This is a genomic window from Acinetobacter sp. WC-141 (assembly GCF_000313935.1).
Taxonomy (GTDB): Bacteria; Pseudomonadota; Gammaproteobacteria; order Pseudomonadales; family Moraxellaceae; genus Acinetobacter.
Window position 1 is genome coordinate 1 of record NZ_AMSS01000008.1, and the last position, 16,839, is coordinate 16,839.

Here is a 16,839-nt window from a genome sequence, read left to right on the forward strand (position 1 = left end):
AGGATTTCTGGCTTTGTTGTTCGCAACGAGGGCTAATTCTGGAGTTCCGTATAAGGCATAATCAATAACGACATCTCGACTGATAATCAGTGCAGTAACTTTAGCCAATCTCGCTGCAATTTCCATGTCAGGAATTTGTCCACTTATTCCAATGATGATGAGAACTGCAGCATTGACTTAGATCGCCAGTGCTCAGTACTGGCTATCATGTAGCTTTTATCGCTTTAGCGCCTTAACTTATTTAAGTGGCGTAACTTGCATAACTTATGCATCCTATTTAGGTGACCTCAGTTATAGTATTCCGTGTCAGGAATCTGTCCACTTATTCCAATGATGATGAGAACTGCAGCAATAAATTATAAAGGCAGGATAGGTGGTTACTTAACCAGCATAAGTTATGTAACTTATGCTAATTCATATTAAAATCACATGAAAGCAATCTTAATTAAAAACTTAGTATGAAAGGGCGTGGTCTTTTGTTTAAAGTGACAATTAACTAAAGGGTTACTTCTTGTATTTAGGAGCATAACCAACTTCTAACAAATAAGAAAAATACTTTCTAACATTATCGCTATCAAGAAGATCACTTGATATCCTTTCCTGAAAGTCTTCTAGAGTCTCTCCACGATGTGCGAAATCATTACCAAATTTTGGATAGTTAGTAATATCACATAGCTTTTTAGCAAAGAATATACATTGCTTAGCTGTCAATTTATAAGTTGGCTCTAAAGGAGCACTTGTACTCGTTTTATTTTGTTCTTTTTCTTCAAACATGAAATGTAATTCTGAAATATTTCTTCCCTCCTTTTTTTGTATATAAGAAACAGTAATATCCGTAAATTTGTTAATTTGATTTAAAGCTACGGTAAGAACCCTTTTTTTAAAGTCTCCCATCTTTTTATATTCATCTTCTATCAATCCGAGTTTTGATCTAAGCTCATCTATAGAAATATATAACTTACCAGTTGATCTCCAACGTATGAGTAACTCATACAGGCGAATAGCATAAATGCTTGTAAGTGGTGAGATTTGTTTAAGTTCATATCTTGTGAACTTTTCTTCAAGTTTTACAAATAAGGGGATAATATCTGGTGCAAAAATTAGTTGGACGCATCCCTCTTCCTTAACATAACCAACTTTTGAAACCCACCTACTTTTGTATATTCCTATTTTTCCAGTTATAGGATCTACTGCTTTATAATTCAAATGCCGTTCAAAAAGATTATCACATGCAGATTGTAACGCTTCATAAGATGCTTGACGTCCTAAATTAAACTGTTTCATGTATTCAGAAGCATGAATCGTAAGTATAGTATCAGAAGTAAGTTCTTTCTCAATTTCTCGAGCAGCAATGATCGCAATTAATATTAGCCTTTGCTCAGATAGATTTAGTGAATACGATGCTTCAACCAAATTATTATCTTTATATACTATGTTACTCATAGGGAGATATATTAAGGAAAATGTTATAAATAGATATATTGACAATACTACTTAACGTCCACAAATGAAAGTATTTTTAATAAAAGAATTTGTCAACTTATGCACAGAATTTGTCAACTTAGAAACAGGAAAAAGTCAACTTATTGGTAGGAATATGTCAACTCAGAAACAGGAAAAAGTCAACTTATTGGTAGGAATTTGTCAACATATACTTCCTGTATCCCTTTGCTAGTCAAGCTTTGAGCAGAGATATAAATAATAAATTTAAATAAATATATATAAATTCAAAAAGACCATTCTTTTGTGGATAACTTTTTTTTAATTTTTTTTTCATGATAGTTGATTACTTCATAAATCACCGTTAAATTATACACAAACAAACTTACGTAACTTACATAAATTATGATTATCTTAGTTGGTGGTGAAAAAGGCGGTGCTGGTAAAAGCTGTTTAGCTCAAAATCTTGCAGTTTACTTACAACAAAGTCAAAGAGACGTCCTCTTATTAGATGCTGACCCTCAAGGAACAACAACAGATTGGGTCAAAGAAAGAGATGAAAACGATGAATTAAATAATATTCCATCAGTACAAGCATCAGGGAATATACGTTCAGTTTTAAAAGATTTAGATAAAAGATACCAAGATATTATCATTGATGCAGGTGGACAGGATTCTGAAGCATTACGTTCAGCAATGACTATAGCTACACATATGTTATTGCCGTTTAGACCCAAACGAAGAGATCTAAAAACTTTAGATCATATGGAACAAGTTTTAAAATTAGCAAAGACAGTAAATCCAAATCTGAAAGCTAGAGCAATTATTACTCAGTGTCCAACTCTTCCTTCTCAAGTTCAAAGAATTTTAGATGCAAAAGAGGCATGCAAATCATTTGGTATTGATGCATTGAATTCAATCACAACAAATCGAAATGTTTATGATGATGCAGATGAAAATGGGCTTTCGGTTTTTGAAGTAAATAGTGATCCTAAAGCGAAAGCTGAAATTGAAAGTATTGCAAGAGAGTTTTTAGGAGTATAACTATGGCTGGTTTAACTGGGCTAAACAAAAAACCTGAACCTACTGAACAAGATAAAATGTTAGATGCATTTATATCTGGTGCAGAAAAGAGGGTAAAGGCTTTAGAATCAAGTGAAAAAAAATTTATTCGTTACACTTTTTCTCTCAATGAAGATATTAGTAAACTAATTGATGAGCTGGTTGTAAAAGGGCAAAATGCAAGAATAAATCGTTCAAGTATTGTTCGAGCAGCTATAGAAAATTTATCGACATATAGTGCAGATGAATTAAAAGAAATATTAAATAAATAAATAAATTAAAAATATCCCACTTTTTTAAGGGGGATATTTTTTATCCAAGTTAAATTTACTGTAAGTCCCCGGTGAACCCTATAGATATTTTTAAATTCAGCTCAGGCTCTAGCAGTGTGGTGGTAATTTATCTATTTGAGTTATTTTATATGAAGGCGTCCTTTTCTGCACAGACACGGATCTAGGCTATTCAGCTTGGCTGACTGAATTGATGTCATGATGTTTGATGCACATTGTCAAATTCTTTATCAAGCGAAACTCTGAATCAATGCTTGTAATTGTTTCACTATGATGAGTTTGAGTCCAGTGAAATGTTGCTTGTTTCAACCGTAGAGCTTTGAATACCCAGTCCATCATGTATCAACACTTTCATACAATGACCACGCTTATTCCAAAACAAGATAACCTCAATGTTGCGATTTGACATGGTCAAAGGCTTTTAGGACATGAGAAAGAGCAGTATAAGTAACTGCTCGCATAGGCACTGTTGCAAATAGGCTGACATGATAAGCTAAATATCTTATTTATTTCGAGATACAGCAGATGAATCCCTTCCATGGTCGGCACTTTCAAGGTGAAATCATTCTTTGGGCTGTTCGTTGGTATTGTAAATATGGCATCAGCTATCGTGAACTTCAAGAAATGCTCGCTGAACGAGGTGTGAATGTTGACCACACCACAATTTATCGTTGGGTTCAGCGTTATGCTCCAGAAATGGAAAAACGCTTACGCTGGTATTGGCGTAATCCTACAGATTTACATTCATGGCATATGGATGAGACTTATATCAAAGTGAAGGGGCGATGGACTTACCTGTATCGTGCAGTTGATCAACGGGGTCATACGATTGACTTTTACCTTTCCGCTAGACGGAACAGTAAATCAGCCTATTGTTTTTTAGGAAAGATCTTCAATACGGTGAAAAAATGGCAAATTCCACGGGTCATCAATACAGATAAAGCAGCGACCTATGGCCATGCTTTATCACGGTTAAAGCGAGAAGGAAAATGTCCAGTAGATATTGAGCACAGGCAGATTAAGTATAAAAATAATGTCATTGAATGTGATCATGGTAAGTTAAAGCGGATCATCAGGGCCACATTAGGATTCAAATCTATGAAGACGGCTTATGCCACAATTAAAGGTATTGAAGTCATGCGTGCACTACGTAAAGGACAAGCATCGTCATTTTATTATGGTCAGCCTCAAGGTGAAGTGTGTCTAATCAACAGGGTTTTCGGTCTCTAAGCACTTTTAAAAAGGAACTTCATCGACTCAAATCTCTATTTGCAACAGTGCCAAATTTTTTTGCCTTTTAATCACGGTTTTTGAAATTAGCCAATAATAATCTCTACAGATGAAATAAATTTATTATAATCATCCTGATAACAAAAAGGATATACCTTGTGCGCCATTCTTATCATATTGAAAAACATTACATCGAACGTGCGGGATGGTTGCGTGCAGCTGTGCTGGGGGCAAATGACGGGATTATTTCAGTCACAAGTCTCGTGGTGGGAATCGCAGCCAGTGGAGCATCTACCCATACTGTACTGGTGACCTGTATCGCCGGATTAATATCTGGAGCTGCATCGATGGCTGCAGGTGAATACATCTCCGTTAAATCGCAACAAGACATTGAAAAGAATGATCTGCAGATGGAAGAACGTGAACTGCAACGCCATCCTGAACATGAATTAAATGAGCTAAAAAATATTTACATACAGCGTGGATTACAACCCGCTTTAGCGCAAGAAGTCGCGCAACAACTGACTGCACACAATGCTTTAGATGCACATGCGCGTGATGAAATTGGTATTTCAGATCATACTTCTGCCCAGCCGTTTCGTGCTGCCTTCTCTTCAGCCATTGCATTTACTGTAGGCTCATTATTTCCTTTAATTTCAATTATGCTTCTGCCTGAGCGATACTTAGAGAAAGGCGTCATGCTGATTGGGGTATTAAGTCTCGGAATTATGGGTGCCTTGGCCAGTTATGCGGGCGGCGCCAGTATTTGGAGAGGTTCGATTCGGGTAATGATTTGGGGTATTATTGCCATGTTATTCAGTGCTTGGATTGGATCATTATTTAATGTTGCGGTGGCATAAGATCCTTTTTTGTATAATCCAAATATTCCCACTCCATGAGGAGTATAGATAATAAGTCTATAGAAATACCTGACCTATCTGACATGCTTTATATCAATAAAGCATGTTGTTCTAGGTGAACAATATGCCTATTTTCTATAGTTATAGATCTAAATCATTTCATTTTTTTAAAAAGCATACTTTTTAATACATTATCTTTGAAAATAAAATGGTGGATTAATGCAGCACAAGCATGTAAACCTACGACTGTAATAAAGAAGTTACCTAAAAATTGATGCATCTGACCAATATATTTAACCTCTCTAACACTGCTCAAAAGTGGCAAATTTAAAGAGAATACTTGGAAGTTATCAGTGAAACTCGATAATGCAAGCCAGCCCGCTATTGGAACGACACATAAACTTACGTAAAGCGTAAATCTGACAATTTTAAATAATTTTATTTGATACGGATTAATGATCTCATTTTGAGGAATACTTCTTTTATAGAGAAAAACAACACTCAACCGCACGAAAAATAGAATAAATATTGAAATTCCACCTATAACATGAATCTGGCCCTGCAAACCTGTTCTTGTTGGATCTCCACTCGTCAAATATACAATTACAACTAAAACAAAGGTAATCCAGTGCATTATTATCATAGGTTTAGGATAATTATTGTTCATATTTTTTTCCTGAATTTTAAATATTGATGTGTGTTGATAAAAACGGAGGCTTTCGCTTGGGAGGATTCTAGACAGCCAACCTGTAAAAGTCCTCTGCCATTTGATTTGGTGTCTTAAAATCCAATCCTTTTTGGATTCTTTGCTGATTATAAAATAGCTCTATGTATTTTGTAATATCTGCTTTCGCTTTTTCCCTCGTTTCATAAGTACGATGGTGTATAAGTTCATTCTTTAATATGCCCCAGAAGCTTTCAATTGGTGCATTATCAAAGCAGTCTCCACGCTTACTCATTGAACCTTGAAAATCATATTTTTCAATCATATTTCGATATACATGACTGCAATATTGACTGCCTCTGTCTGAGTGAACAATTAAGCCTTGTGGCGGTTTTTGATTCCGAATAGCCATTTTAAGAGCATCACAGACCAACTGTGCTGTCATACGTTCATTTAGACTATAGCCAACAACCTGCTTTGTATAAAGATCCTTTGAAGCAGCCAGATATAGCCATCCTTCGTTTGTCCAAATGTAGGTAATGTCACTTACCCACGCGTGGTTTGGAGTGCTCACGTTAAATTTTTGCTCTAATAAGTTTTTGTAGACGGGACGGTTGTGATCACTGTTTGTTGTTCTTTTAAAGCGCTTATGGCGCTTGCAAAAGAGTTTATTGACCTTCTTTATTGTACGTACTGCATATTGGCTAATTTGAACACCTTGAGCGTGTAAATGCTTACTCAGGCGAATATAGCCATAGCTTTCATTGGTCTCCTGATGTGCTATTTTCACCATGATAGTCTGCTGATTTCTTCGAATTTGTTTTTGGCTTAAGCCACTTTTCAACCACTCATAAAATCTTGATACTGAAACTTTTAACAGCTTCGCCATCATGGTGATTGGGTATGTATCTTTATACTGTTTCATGCAGGCGTACCTCACTGACTTTCTTTGGCAAAGTACGCTACTGCTTTTTTTAAGAATTCTCTTTGACAATAGTTCTTTTCTTAAGACACTATCAATTAATAAGTTTCATGATCTAAAAGTTATTATATTACATGTATCTATTATAGTTATAGTCATCTTGTTTTTAGAAGATATTGTTGTTTTTGGTGGAACTTTAGCCAACTTATATGCTGGTATTTCTTCTAGCCTAGTCATATTAGCAATAATTTTTACTTGTAAGCTATTAGATAATGATCATCACAAAGACGATGAATAACTTAAATCGCAAGGACTCATTTATAATTACTCTTTTATTTGAGCATTTAATTGAAGTTAAGATTAGAGGGCACTGTTGCAAATAGAGATTTGAGTCGATGATGTTCCCTTTAAAAAGGGCACTGTTGCAAATAACCACGAATGGTAAGCTGAAGACTGTTTTAGCTAAAGGTGCAGCATATGAATCCTTTCCATGGTCGGCATTTTCAGGGCGAAATCATTCTTTGGGCTGTGCGCTGGTATTGTAAATATGGCATTAGCTATCGTGAACTGCAGGAAATGCTGGCCGAACGGGGTGTGAATGTTGATCACACGACTATTTACCGTTGGGTTCAACGTTATGCTCCTGAAATAGAAAAACGTTTACGCTGGTATTGGCGTAATCCTACAGATCTGAGCTCGTGGCATATTGATGAAACCTATGTAAAAGTGAATGGACGATGGTCTTATCTGTATCGTGCAGTCGATCAACGTGGCGATACCATTGATTTTTATCTTTCTTCTAGACGTAATACCAAATCAGCATATTGTTTTCTTGGAAAAATTTTAAATAATGTGAAGAAGTGGCAAATTCCACAAGTGATCAACACGGATAAAGCACCCACATATGGACGTGCTTTATCACGGTTAAAACGGGAAGGTAAATGTCCACCAGACCTTGAGCACAGGCAGATTAAGTATAAAAATAACGTGATTGAATGTGATCATGGCAAGCTAAAGCGGATCATCAGGGCCACATTAGGATTCAAATCTATGAAGACGGCTTATGCCACAATTAAAGGTATTGAAGTCATGCGTGCACTACGTAAAGGACAAGCATCGTCATTTTATTATGGTCAGCCTCAGGGTGAAGTGTGTCTAATCAACAGGGTTTTCGGTCTCTAAGTACTTTTTAAAGGGAACATCATCGACTCAAATCTCTATTTGCAACAGTGCCACTTCACAGTAGGTCTTGAATACAACTTCTAAGTTCGACATTGAAATACAAGCTGAATTTTAGCCAATTTCACTAGAACTGACTTGAAAAATAATGAGATAAAACCTAGCCTGAGTATATTCGGTTGGGTTTTTCTTATGTGTATTTTTTAGCGAATTGCAAAGAAATTAAATTGGTCAGATCATCGTTATCTTATTGTTATCATATGGACTGGTATTTATATAAAATCAGGCATTTAGTTGAAAATATGTTTTGTAGATTAAAACAATTTAGAGGGATAGCTACTCGATATGACAAGCTCAAAAGAAATTATCAAAGTGCTGTTGCCTTAGCCTGTATATTTTTATGGCTACCTTTATAGGTTTAATTATGAACAGTAAATGTCAACAGACCCTAATTGAATCTGAAAAAGATTATCCTTCTACTTGGGCAGCAATCACAGCTATTGATCCTAAAATCGGTTGTACTCCTGAAACATTGCGTGTTTGGTATCAAAAATATTTAGATCAACAAAATCCTGTCAAAATACAACAGATATCTGATCAAGAAAAAATGAAGGGTAATCCCCCCTAAAATACTAGCTCTTTAAAAGAGGCAGTATTATGCTTTTACAACATGGTGTTTAACTTGAGAAACTGAATTTAAAACAATCTACTGTAACTCTTCCAGACAGATATGAAATTAATCCACCCCTAGCCCCTTAAACACAGCATCTACCGGATCTGCATAAAAGCTGGTCTGGAACTTGGTAAACAGTTCCACAGGAATCGTTGGGATATCTGCCGCACTACTCATTGGCAAAGCAACCTTCTTGGCACCCGCATCAAAAGCAACTTGCAGACATTCGGCAATACTTTCCACCGGTGTCACTGAACCACCCAAGCTCATATCACCCAGTACCACCATCTGACTTTGAACCGATCGTCCTAAGAGGCCAGAAGCGAAAGCCACTAAACTTGGCAGAGCAAGATGGCTGAGCGGGCCGGTATTCTGTAATTCCACCACATGTAAATGGAAATCATGTTCCAGCACCTTACTCCCCCCCGAGATCCGGGATGCATTGGCCTTGAAGTAATCAAAAGCAATCTTGACCTGCTCTTTGGCACTACTTGAATTCCATAAGCCAGATGTCGCCAATTTTCCTGAACCTTTAGTGACTTGAAGTTCTAAGCGGTATAAGCCTGGCATGCCCTTATTACTGAGGCCAATGGTATACAGGAAGCCTGGTTTAGCAGGACCTTCGGGAATAAGTCCACCTCCACCCTGCTCTTTGACTGAGACAAAATGTTCTTCTCCAGAAAATCTGACCAGATATAACTGTCCAGGTATTGAGCCTGAGAGATATAGGCCTCTCTCATCACCGTTTCCATAAACTCAATCAGTAAAAGGTTCCGTTCTAAAGCCCCACAAAAAGCCACCTGGGTCGCCAGCTCATCATCGCCATCACGCAAAGCTTTCCAGAAATCAGGTTCTAAACGCTCCAGGCGCTTGCGAATAGCGGTGGCATTGCGTTGCGCCGAAGCCGCAGTTCTTTTTTGCAGAATATTGTCAATCTGAATGGCCTGATGCCATTGTTCTGGAGTCGCTTCTCGTAATAACAGATCCGCGATCAGCCGGCTTTCACGCACCATCAGGGAGCCACCAATCAGGTCACTGTCATAATGAAATTGTTCTAACATGGCCAATCTCCTATGAGGCCTGATCAAACAGGTAAGACGACAGCTTTTCGATATCTGAGCGTTGTAGTACCAAGGGATATTTCAAGGCATCATCCGCCTCAGCCAGCGTGATCGCGGCCTGATAGCGCTGCAAGGTATAGTGAGCCAGGGCTTTTTTCACCGGAATCTGTAATCTGCCATCAGGCATGCCGAAGTCTTTTTCGACCAGCGCTTTTTGAGCTTCATTCAATTTTGGATTCGGGATCAGCGTCAGTACAATTTCTTCATGCCATTGCTGATCCTGAGCAGGGTCTACTGACTCAATCGCCACCACAACAGGTGTGCGATCAATTCTGGAGAGTAAAAAGTCCTTAAACTGCTTGCTCTGATGGCAATAGGCACGGACATGCCAGCGAAAACCGGTATACACCAGGGTATGTGGGGAAATCATGCGTTCATGCCACTGCGGATTCTGCATGGAGGCATAAATAATTTTGAGACAGCTTTGTGTTCGACAGGCACGCAACACTTCCCTGATGACTTCAGGACGCACACTGCGATCAGGTAATTGAACTGCTGCAAGATTCGGTTCTGGCATCGCAATCAGGGCATGCGATTCACTGACCAAGCCCGAGAGCATATTGAGATATTCATTGATATGCGCTGTAGTCAGTACAGGCTGGAAGCTGGCTTTAGGCACATAACCCTTGACTGAGGGATCATGAATCAAGGCATCGGGGTTATACAGCGTATTATAGCGCTTGATATCCGCAGAAGCCTGTTGTCGACTCAGTCCAAACCAGCTCATCAAACGATTGGTAACCAAACGACCTTCCCAATATGCAAGGAGCTCGATCGCCCGCATCCTAAGAAGCACCTCATGCTTATCTGTCGTCATATACCAATCAGTCAATAAATAGCAGTTTTAAGATTACCCTACAGCAAATATACAGTAAAGATTTTTGACGGTATTTAAAGGTAGTATTGCAATCATCAGATAAAAAATATACTAGTATCCTGATGATAGCCGTCAAAGTACGATCTCTAGCAGATCATGGATCCTGGTATAGCGCGTGAATTGAGCTAAGTTTTAGAATGAGAGCAATATGGGTTTTAGATTTCGTAAAAGTATTAAATTATTCCCGGGTTTTAAAATTAATCTGACCCATAAAGGCATCAGCAGTGCCAGCATTGGCAAACCTGGTGCTTCTCTAAATATTGGGAAAAAAGGTACGCGAACCAGTGTCGGCATTCCAGGTACGGGACTATCTTACTCTAAACACCAACCTTACTCTAAAAAGACCCGTGTTCCACAACCGACATCGCTAGAACACACGGAATATAATCCTCAGAATTTAGAACAACCGAAGACAAAGATCTGGCCTTGGATTATTTTTGGAATATTGTGTTTTATGGTGGGTGCCGTCATTTTTTAGCAAGAACCGCATTGTATTTTAATCAAAAAAAATGCCCAGATGGATGAATGGGCAAACTAAGGAATTAATATCCTTCAGAAACTCCAGCGCAATTCTCGCTACTTTCAGTAAGCGACTCTGGCTCAATCATGAGGGTCTGACTCAATCGAATCGAGGTAAATCGATCCATCACAATTGGAGCAGAAATTATGCTTGAATACATTCTTGGATGATGCTGAAAAGTCTTTGAGTTTTAATCAATAAATAAGAGTATTCATGTCTACCCTCAACTTTACTTATTTTCAGATAGCAACCAATCGAGAGCACTCATTTTTACAATACCATTATAATTTGCTTCAGCCCCTATCGTGTCTAAGGTAAGTAAATATTTGGGATACGAATCAGAAATTTTCTGTAATGGACGTAACTCTCGGCTGAGTGTCTCCTCATTGAGCGTTTCTAATGCCACCTGATAATAAGTTAAATTCTGTAAAGTATCGACAGCAACAAAATCAATTTCATATTCATCAACCCGCCCTACATAGACCGTATAACCTCGTCTGACAAGCTCAAGATAAATCACATTTTCTAAGATATGACCTTGATCAGCATTAGCATCAGGCAACATAATCCGGCGCAATCCGACATCAACTAAATAGTATTTTTCAGAGGATTGTAATAACTCACGCCCGCGTACTTTAAATTGTGCGGCACTATAAAATAACAAACTGTCCTGTAAGCCCTGAATATAGCGTTTTACTGTTTCAAATGAGATTTTAACCCCGCTTGAAACAAAGGTATTTTTAATTTTATTGATGGAAATGGGTGAGCCTGTCACGCTTGCCAAATATCTTGCGACACGCTCGAGAGAGTTAATATCAGCAGTATTCAAACGAGGAATAACATCTTTAAACATTACACTGGCATAGACCGCTTGCAAGTAATCATAGGTTTCCTGCTGACTAGTCATGGCAAGCGTATAGGGGAAACTACTGTGCGTGTACATGGCATACAAATCACGATTGGATAATTGTTGGATGATCGGATTATTTTCAATATGCCACTGTTTAAACTCTTGGAATGACAAGGGTAAAACATGTTGCTCGATATAGCGTCCTGTGAGTAACGTCGCAAGTTCTCCACTTAGAAAGAATGCATTTGAACCTGTAATATATAAATCGATATAATCCCGAACATATAAAGAGTCGACTACTTTCTCAAAATTTGTAACATGTTGTATTTCATCTAAAAAAACATAGTTTTTTTTACTTTTATCAACTTTGGACAATACATAATCATGTAGTTTACGGTAATCGGTGAGTTCTTCAAATTCCATAAATTCGAAGTTGATGGCAATGATGTTTTCGGCTTGTACACCCTGTGCTTTTAGGTCTTGTTGAAACATCGCCAATAAGGTGGATTTTCCAGAGCGACGCACACCTGAAAGTACTTTAATGACATCACGGTCTTGCCATGTATTCAGAAATTTTAAGTAGCCATCACGTCGAATATTAGCGCTTCTCATTATTTACACTTAGAATCTAAAGTTTTAATAAATTCTATCAAATTTTAGAATGTATATGTAAATATATTTAGTTTTAAGAAAAGTTTAAAGGTTAAGTGAAACATTCAAAGCTACTGTAGAAGCATGTAAACATGCAGATCTGATCAAAATCCAAATTCTGTCTTTTTGATTATTTTCCATGTCATGTTATTTCATTGATGCTACGAGTTAACTGCTATATAAATTAAGTGAAAAGTAAATGGAACTAAGATGTTAACTAGAGTGGAACTCATTTTTGTTGTGCTGATGGTCTCAGCCTTAATCCTAATTGCTTATGAAATGCTAAAAGGTTTATTTTAGAGCATCTATACAATTTTTGATCAAAAAAAAAGCCCACAGAGGGAATCTATGGGCGAAACTAAGGACCTTGACGGTCATTCAGAAACTACAGCTAGTTTCTGGTTGTGATTCTGGACTGAATTAAAAATAACCACATTGGCTGAATGTATCAAAAGTTAAATCATGTGATTAATCATTGATACATCTGCAAAAATGAGCTCATCGCTCTGTTGATTAATACAGTAATTCACCAAACAAATCCGCTCTAATCTCTTCCAGACTCAGATCTGATTTCATTCTATTACAGATGGGATGAACCAGCAGACCATTCTCTAGAACACCTTGCCCACCTACGGCTTTGGCAATCCGATGATCCGATTCAGTAGAATCAAGATAGATCAATCCATCACAAATGAGGCAAAAGTTATGATTACCCACCAGAAAATTGTGCTTAAGCAGACTCTTGGTTAATGCCGAAAAGGGGTCGTCTCAGGAAACGGAAAATATAGCACGCTAAGGATTTTCACTCCGACTTCTTTTAACGATATCCAACACGGTATTTTTGCTTAGATTGACCAGCCGACCGACTTGTCGATAAGAGTGTCCAGCAGACACCAACTCCAACACTTTAGGTGCCAGACGATCTGACTTGGTACGTTGACCAGGACGACGACCAAACACAACGCCCCGCGCTTGTGCCGCTGCTACACCAGAGCGCACACGTTCACGTAGTAAATCTCCCTCAAACTCTGCTAATGCAGACATCACAGAAGCCATGAGCTTTCCCTGAGATGTGGAAAGGTCAAACTGCAAACCTGTTTGTGCCACCAGAGATACCCCGAAATGCCCAAGATCGTGTAATGACTGTACGAGATCCACGGTGCTTCTGCCCCAGCGTGTCAATTCCGTCACCAAGATGGCATCGATTTCACGAGATTGCGCCATGGTCATCAAGTATTTTCTTTGCAATCTCTCATCCTTACTGCCTGATGCAGTTTCTTTCCAAACACCGACAACATCGTAGCCGCAACGATTGGCGTAGGCACGTAGGTCATATTCCTGTCGTTCGCAGGACTGATCGTTCGTTGATACTCGGCAATAAATGGCCGCATTCTGTCCCAATTGAACCTCCTTGCGAAATTGCAGCGCAAAGCTAAGCGTGGCGGTACAAAATAATGTACCTTTAATAGTTTAGTTTATTTGGGACTAATGAGCCATGCCGCGCCATTCTATTTTGTCGTCCACGGAATTGGGAAGCCTGTTCGAAATTCCAGATGATAGAGCTTTTATGCTTCAGCATTACACTCTGAGTGATTCTGATAAATCCATAGTCCATCAACATCGAGGGGCATCCAACAAGCTAGGCTTTGCAATTCAACTTTGCTACATGCGTTACCCTGGAGTGATATTGGGTATTAACGACGAACCATTCAAACCCTTACTTTTCATGATGGCTGCTCAACTTAGTATATCAGTGGACTGCTGGAATGATTATGGTCAGCGCGAGCAAACAAGACGAGAACATATTGCCGAATTGAAAAAAGTTTTTGGGTTCAAACTATTCACCTTGAGTGACTATCGGCAATCGGTCAATATGATGGTGGATTTGTCCCTTCAGACAGATAAAGGTCTTATTTTAGCCACAACTCTCGTTGAAAATTTACGACAAAAATCAGTCCTTTTGCCAGCTATAAATGCAATTGATAGTATTTGCGCAGAAGCAATCACATCTGCCAACCGCATAATTTATACTGCTTTGACGAGCTCACTTTCAGAAACTCATCGTCAAAATATAGATGCTTTGCTGAACCGTAAAGAGGGCAGCAAACTGACAATATTGGGGTGGCTTAGACAGTCACCAGCTAAACCAAACTCAAAGTACATGCTTGAGCACATTGAGCGGCTGAAGTGCTTACAAGCCATCGATCTACCTGAAGACATTGGAAAACACGTTCATCAAAATCGCTTACTGAAAATTGCTCGCGAAGGTGGGCAAATGACTCCTGCTGATTTGGCCAGATTTGAATCTCAACGTCGATATGCCACTTTGGTAGCAATCGTTGTGGAGAGTATGGCCACGATCACCGACGAAATTATTGACCTGCATGATCGCATTATTGGAAAGCTATTTGCTATCGCAAAAAATAAACACCAGCAACAATTTCAATCATCAGGTAAAGCGATCAACGACAAAGTGCGTTTGTATGGGCTTATCGGGAAAGCCTTGCTAGATGCCAAGCAAAATGGCAGTGATCCGTTTGCCGCCATCGAAACTGTTATTTCATGGGATGCTTTTGCAGCAAGTATTACTGAGGCAGAAAAACTGGCGCAACCCGAAGACTTTGATTTTTTACCACGAATTGGCGAGAGCTATGCAACTTTACGCCGTTACGCGCCAGAACTTCTTGCCATACTTAAATTGCGTGCTGCCCCAGCAGCAAAAGATATGCTTGCCGCTGTAGAGTTGCTCCGCAGCATGAATGTTGATAATACACGAAAAATCCCCTCTAATGCTCCAATAGCGTTTATCAAAAAACGGTGGGCAAGACTAGTCTTTACCGATGATGGTATTGATCGCCGCTATTACGAAATATGTGTGTTATCTGAACTTAAAAACTCGCTACGGGCTGGGGATCTCTGGGTACAAGGCTCTCGCCAATTCAAAGACTTCGATGAGTATTTAGTGACTGCTGATAAATTTAATCAGCTAAAACAGTCCAATGAGTTACCTCTAACCATTACTACTGATTGTGATCTATATTTGCAAAGTCGCCTTTCACTATTGGAGCAGAAATTAGCAATCATTAATCGCATGGCAGCGACCAACGATTTGCCTGATGCGATGATCAATCAATCTGGTCTAAAAATAACACCTCTCGATGCCGTGGCTCCTGATACAGCCCAAACTTTAATTGACCAAACAGCAATGCTGTTACCACATATCAAGATCACCGAATTATTAATGGAGGTCGATGAATGGACAGGCTTTACTCGACACTTCACTCATTTGAAAACGGATGACACTGCGAAGGATAAAGCGTTATTGCTCACGACCATACTGGCTGATGCAATTAATTTAGGGCTGACGAAAATGGCCGAATCATGTCCTGGTACAACTTATGCCAAACTCTCATGGCTACAGGCTTGGCATATCCGTGATGAAACTTATTCAACGGCATTGGCCGAATTGGTGAATGCTCAATTGAAACAACCTTTCGCTGAAAACTGGGGAGATGGCACTACCTCCTCATCAGATGGCCAACGCTTCCGCGCAGGTGGCAGAGCTGAAAGTACAGGACATATCAATCCAAAATATGGCGCAGAGCCTGGAAGGTTATTTTATACACACATTTCTGATCAATACGCACCATTTAGCAGTAAGCTGATCAATGTGGGCGTTCGTGATTCAACCTATGTTCTTGATGGGCTGCTGTATCACGAGTCTGATTTACGCATCGAGGAACACTACACCGATACGGCTGGATTCACCGACCATGTTTTTGCACTCATGCACATGCTAGGGTTTCGATTTGCACCACGAATTCGTGATCTGGGCGATACGAAACTCTATATTCCAAAGTCAGACATAGACTATGCCGCACTTAAACCCATGATTGGCGGCACACTGAATATCAAACAGATTCGTACTCATTGGGACGATATTTTGCGTCTGGCCGCATCAATCAAGCAAGGGACTGTCACAGCGTCGCTAATGCTACGTAAACTCGGTAGTTATCCACGACAGAATGGTTTGGCATTGGCATTACGAGAGCTGGGGCGTATTGAGCGCACACTGTTTATCTTGGATTGGTTGCAAAGCGTAGAACTACGCCGTCGGGTTCAAGCTGGATTAAATAAAGGTGAAGCCCGTAATGCATTAGCGCGCGCCGTTTTCTTTTATCGATTGGGTGAGATTCGAGATCGAAGCTTTGAGCAACAGCGTTATCGAGCCAGTGGCTTGAATCTAGTGACCGCCGCCATTGTATTGTGGAACACGGTTTATTTAGAGAGAGCGACTAACGCCCTACGAGGGCATGGTCGCACAGTCGATGATACCTTGCTGCAATATCTGTCACCGCTGGGGTGGGAGCACATCAATTTAACTGGGGATTATCTATGGCGAAGCAAAGCCAAGATAGGTGGTGGAAAATTTAGGCCATTGCGCGCAATTGAAAAACCTTAGCGTGCTATATTTTCCGTTTCCTGAGACGACCCCTATCA

14 protein-coding genes and 5 pseudogenes are annotated in these 16,839 nt (G+C 39.3%); 10 read left to right on the forward strand and 9 right to left on the reverse strand.

The features are described 5' to 3' along the window. Positions 1-504: 504 nt before the first annotated feature. Positions 505-1,443 carry a replication initiation protein RepM gene (gene repM / locus ACINWC141_RS00835; RefSeq protein WP_002046604.1) on the reverse strand — a complete coding sequence of 313 codons (939 nt, stop codon included), beginning with the start codon at positions 1,441-1,443 and terminating at the stop codon, positions 505-507. A gap of 402 nt (positions 1,444-1,845) precedes the next feature. Between repM and ACINWC141_RS00840 the strand changes: the two genes are divergently transcribed. The 4 genes from ACINWC141_RS00840 (at position 1,846) to ACINWC141_RS00855 (ending at position 4,882) form a co-directional block, all read left to right on the forward strand. Next, positions 1,846-2,484 carry an AAA family ATPase gene (locus ACINWC141_RS00840; protein WP_000585007.1) on the forward strand — a complete coding sequence of 213 codons (639 nt, stop codon included), beginning with the start codon at positions 1,846-1,848 and terminating at the stop codon, positions 2,482-2,484. 2 nt (positions 2,485-2,486) lie between these two features. Next, positions 2,487-2,774 carry a hypothetical protein gene (locus ACINWC141_RS00845; RefSeq protein WP_000908082.1) on the forward strand — a complete coding sequence of 96 codons (288 nt, stop codon included), beginning with the start codon at positions 2,487-2,489 and terminating at the stop codon, positions 2,772-2,774. 543 nt (positions 2,775-3,317) lie between these two features. Beyond that, complete coding sequence (locus ACINWC141_RS00850) at positions 3,318-4,022, forward strand: IS6-like element IS1008 family transposase (RefSeq protein WP_001067790.1); 705 nt, start codon at positions 3,318-3,320, stop codon at positions 4,020-4,022. A 158-nt stretch (positions 4,023-4,180) separates the two neighbouring features. Continuing rightward, on the forward strand, positions 4,181-4,882 hold the full coding sequence (locus ACINWC141_RS00855; protein WP_004761016.1) for a VIT1/CCC1 transporter family protein: 702 nt from the start codon (positions 4,181-4,183) through the stop codon (positions 4,880-4,882). A gap of 154 nt (positions 4,883-5,036) precedes the next feature. Here ACINWC141_RS00855 and ACINWC141_RS00860 read toward each other — a convergent pair whose 3' ends face one another. Both ACINWC141_RS00860 and ACINWC141_RS00865 read right to left on the reverse strand, forming a co-directional pair. Next, the gene (locus ACINWC141_RS00860) at positions 5,037-5,549 is read right to left on the reverse strand and encodes a cytochrome b (RefSeq protein WP_004761014.1); all 513 of its coding nucleotides are present in this window, start codon (positions 5,547-5,549) and stop codon (positions 5,037-5,039) included. A gap of 67 nt (positions 5,550-5,616) precedes the next feature. Next, a pseudogene (locus ACINWC141_RS00865) lies at positions 5,617-6,528 on the reverse strand (IS3 family transposase); the annotation flags it as partial. Between the two features lie 4 nt (positions 6,529-6,532). Between ACINWC141_RS00865 and ACINWC141_RS20645 the strand changes: the two are divergent. The 4 genes and pseudogenes from ACINWC141_RS20645 to ACINWC141_RS00880 all read left to right on the forward strand — a co-directional run. After that, positions 6,533-6,766 (forward strand): annotated as a pseudogene (locus ACINWC141_RS20645) (YqhA family protein); the annotation flags it as partial. 179 nt (positions 6,767-6,945) lie between these two features. Next, positions 6,946-7,650 carry an IS6-like element IS1006 family transposase gene (locus ACINWC141_RS00875; protein ID WP_001067784.1) on the forward strand — a complete coding sequence of 235 codons (705 nt, stop codon included), beginning with the start codon at positions 6,946-6,948 and terminating at the stop codon, positions 7,648-7,650. A 254-nt stretch (positions 7,651-7,904) separates the two neighbouring features. After that, positions 7,905-8,063 (forward strand): annotated as a pseudogene (locus ACINWC141_RS19180) (IS5/IS1182 family transposase); the annotation flags it as partial. Continuing rightward, a pseudogene (locus ACINWC141_RS00880) lies at positions 8,048-8,260 on the forward strand (hypothetical protein); the annotation flags it as partial. The pseudogenes ACINWC141_RS19180 and ACINWC141_RS00880, both read left to right, overlap by 16 nt. A 123-nt stretch (positions 8,261-8,383) precedes the next feature. On the opposite strand, the gene ACINWC141_RS00885 reads toward ACINWC141_RS00880, so the two are convergent. Genes ACINWC141_RS00885 through ACINWC141_RS00895 form a run of 3 tightly spaced genes read right to left on the reverse strand, consistent with a single transcriptional unit; the run spans position 8,384 to position 10,258 of the window. Then, positions 8,384-8,890 (reverse strand): S16 family serine protease, encoded by a 507-nt coding sequence (locus tag ACINWC141_RS00885; RefSeq protein ID WP_009386988.1) that lies wholly within the window; start codon positions 8,888-8,890, stop codon positions 8,384-8,386. Further along, entirely contained in the window at positions 8,869-9,381 is a 513-nt protein-coding gene (locus ACINWC141_RS00890; RefSeq protein WP_009387007.1) for a BrxA family protein, read from the reverse strand. Before ACINWC141_RS00890 ends, ACINWC141_RS00885 begins: the two co-directional genes overlap by 22 nt. A 10-nt stretch (positions 9,382-9,391) precedes the next feature. Then, on the reverse strand, positions 9,392-10,258 hold the full coding sequence (locus ACINWC141_RS00895) for a BrxR family helix-turn-helix transcriptional regulator (RefSeq protein WP_031956490.1): 867 nt from the start codon (positions 10,256-10,258) through the stop codon (positions 9,392-9,394). 208 nt (positions 10,259-10,466) lie between these two features. Here ACINWC141_RS00895 and ACINWC141_RS00900 point away from each other — a divergent pair, with 208 nt between their 5' ends. Next, positions 10,467-10,796: a DUF4236 domain-containing protein gene (locus ACINWC141_RS00900; protein ID WP_000506885.1), complete on the forward strand. Its 330-nt coding sequence runs from the start codon at positions 10,467-10,469 to the stop codon at positions 10,794-10,796. 271 nt (positions 10,797-11,067) lie between these two features. On the opposite strand, the gene ACINWC141_RS00905 is transcribed toward ACINWC141_RS00900, so the two are convergent. From ACINWC141_RS00905 to ACINWC141_RS00910, 3 genes and pseudogenes are all read right to left on the reverse strand, one after another. Then, a complete protein-coding gene (locus tag ACINWC141_RS00905) occupies positions 11,068-12,300 on the reverse strand; it encodes an ATP-binding protein (RefSeq protein ID WP_009513514.1) in 1,233 nt (410 codons plus the stop codon). 552 nt (positions 12,301-12,852) lie between these two features. Then, positions 12,853-13,098: pseudogene (locus ACINWC141_RS19185) on the reverse strand (HNH endonuclease signature motif containing protein); the annotation flags it as partial. Between the two features lie 33 nt (positions 13,099-13,131). Continuing rightward, a complete protein-coding gene (locus ACINWC141_RS00910; RefSeq protein ID WP_009386995.1) occupies positions 13,132-13,740 on the reverse strand; it encodes a recombinase family protein in 609 nt (202 codons plus the stop codon). 94 nt (positions 13,741-13,834) lie between these two features. Between ACINWC141_RS00910 and ACINWC141_RS00915 the strand changes: the two genes are divergently transcribed. After that, positions 13,835-16,801: a Tn3-like element ISAcsp1 family transposase gene (locus ACINWC141_RS00915; protein ID WP_004726714.1), complete on the forward strand. Its 2,967-nt coding sequence runs from the start codon at positions 13,835-13,837 to the stop codon at positions 16,799-16,801. Positions 16,802-16,839 lie beyond the last annotated feature (38 nt).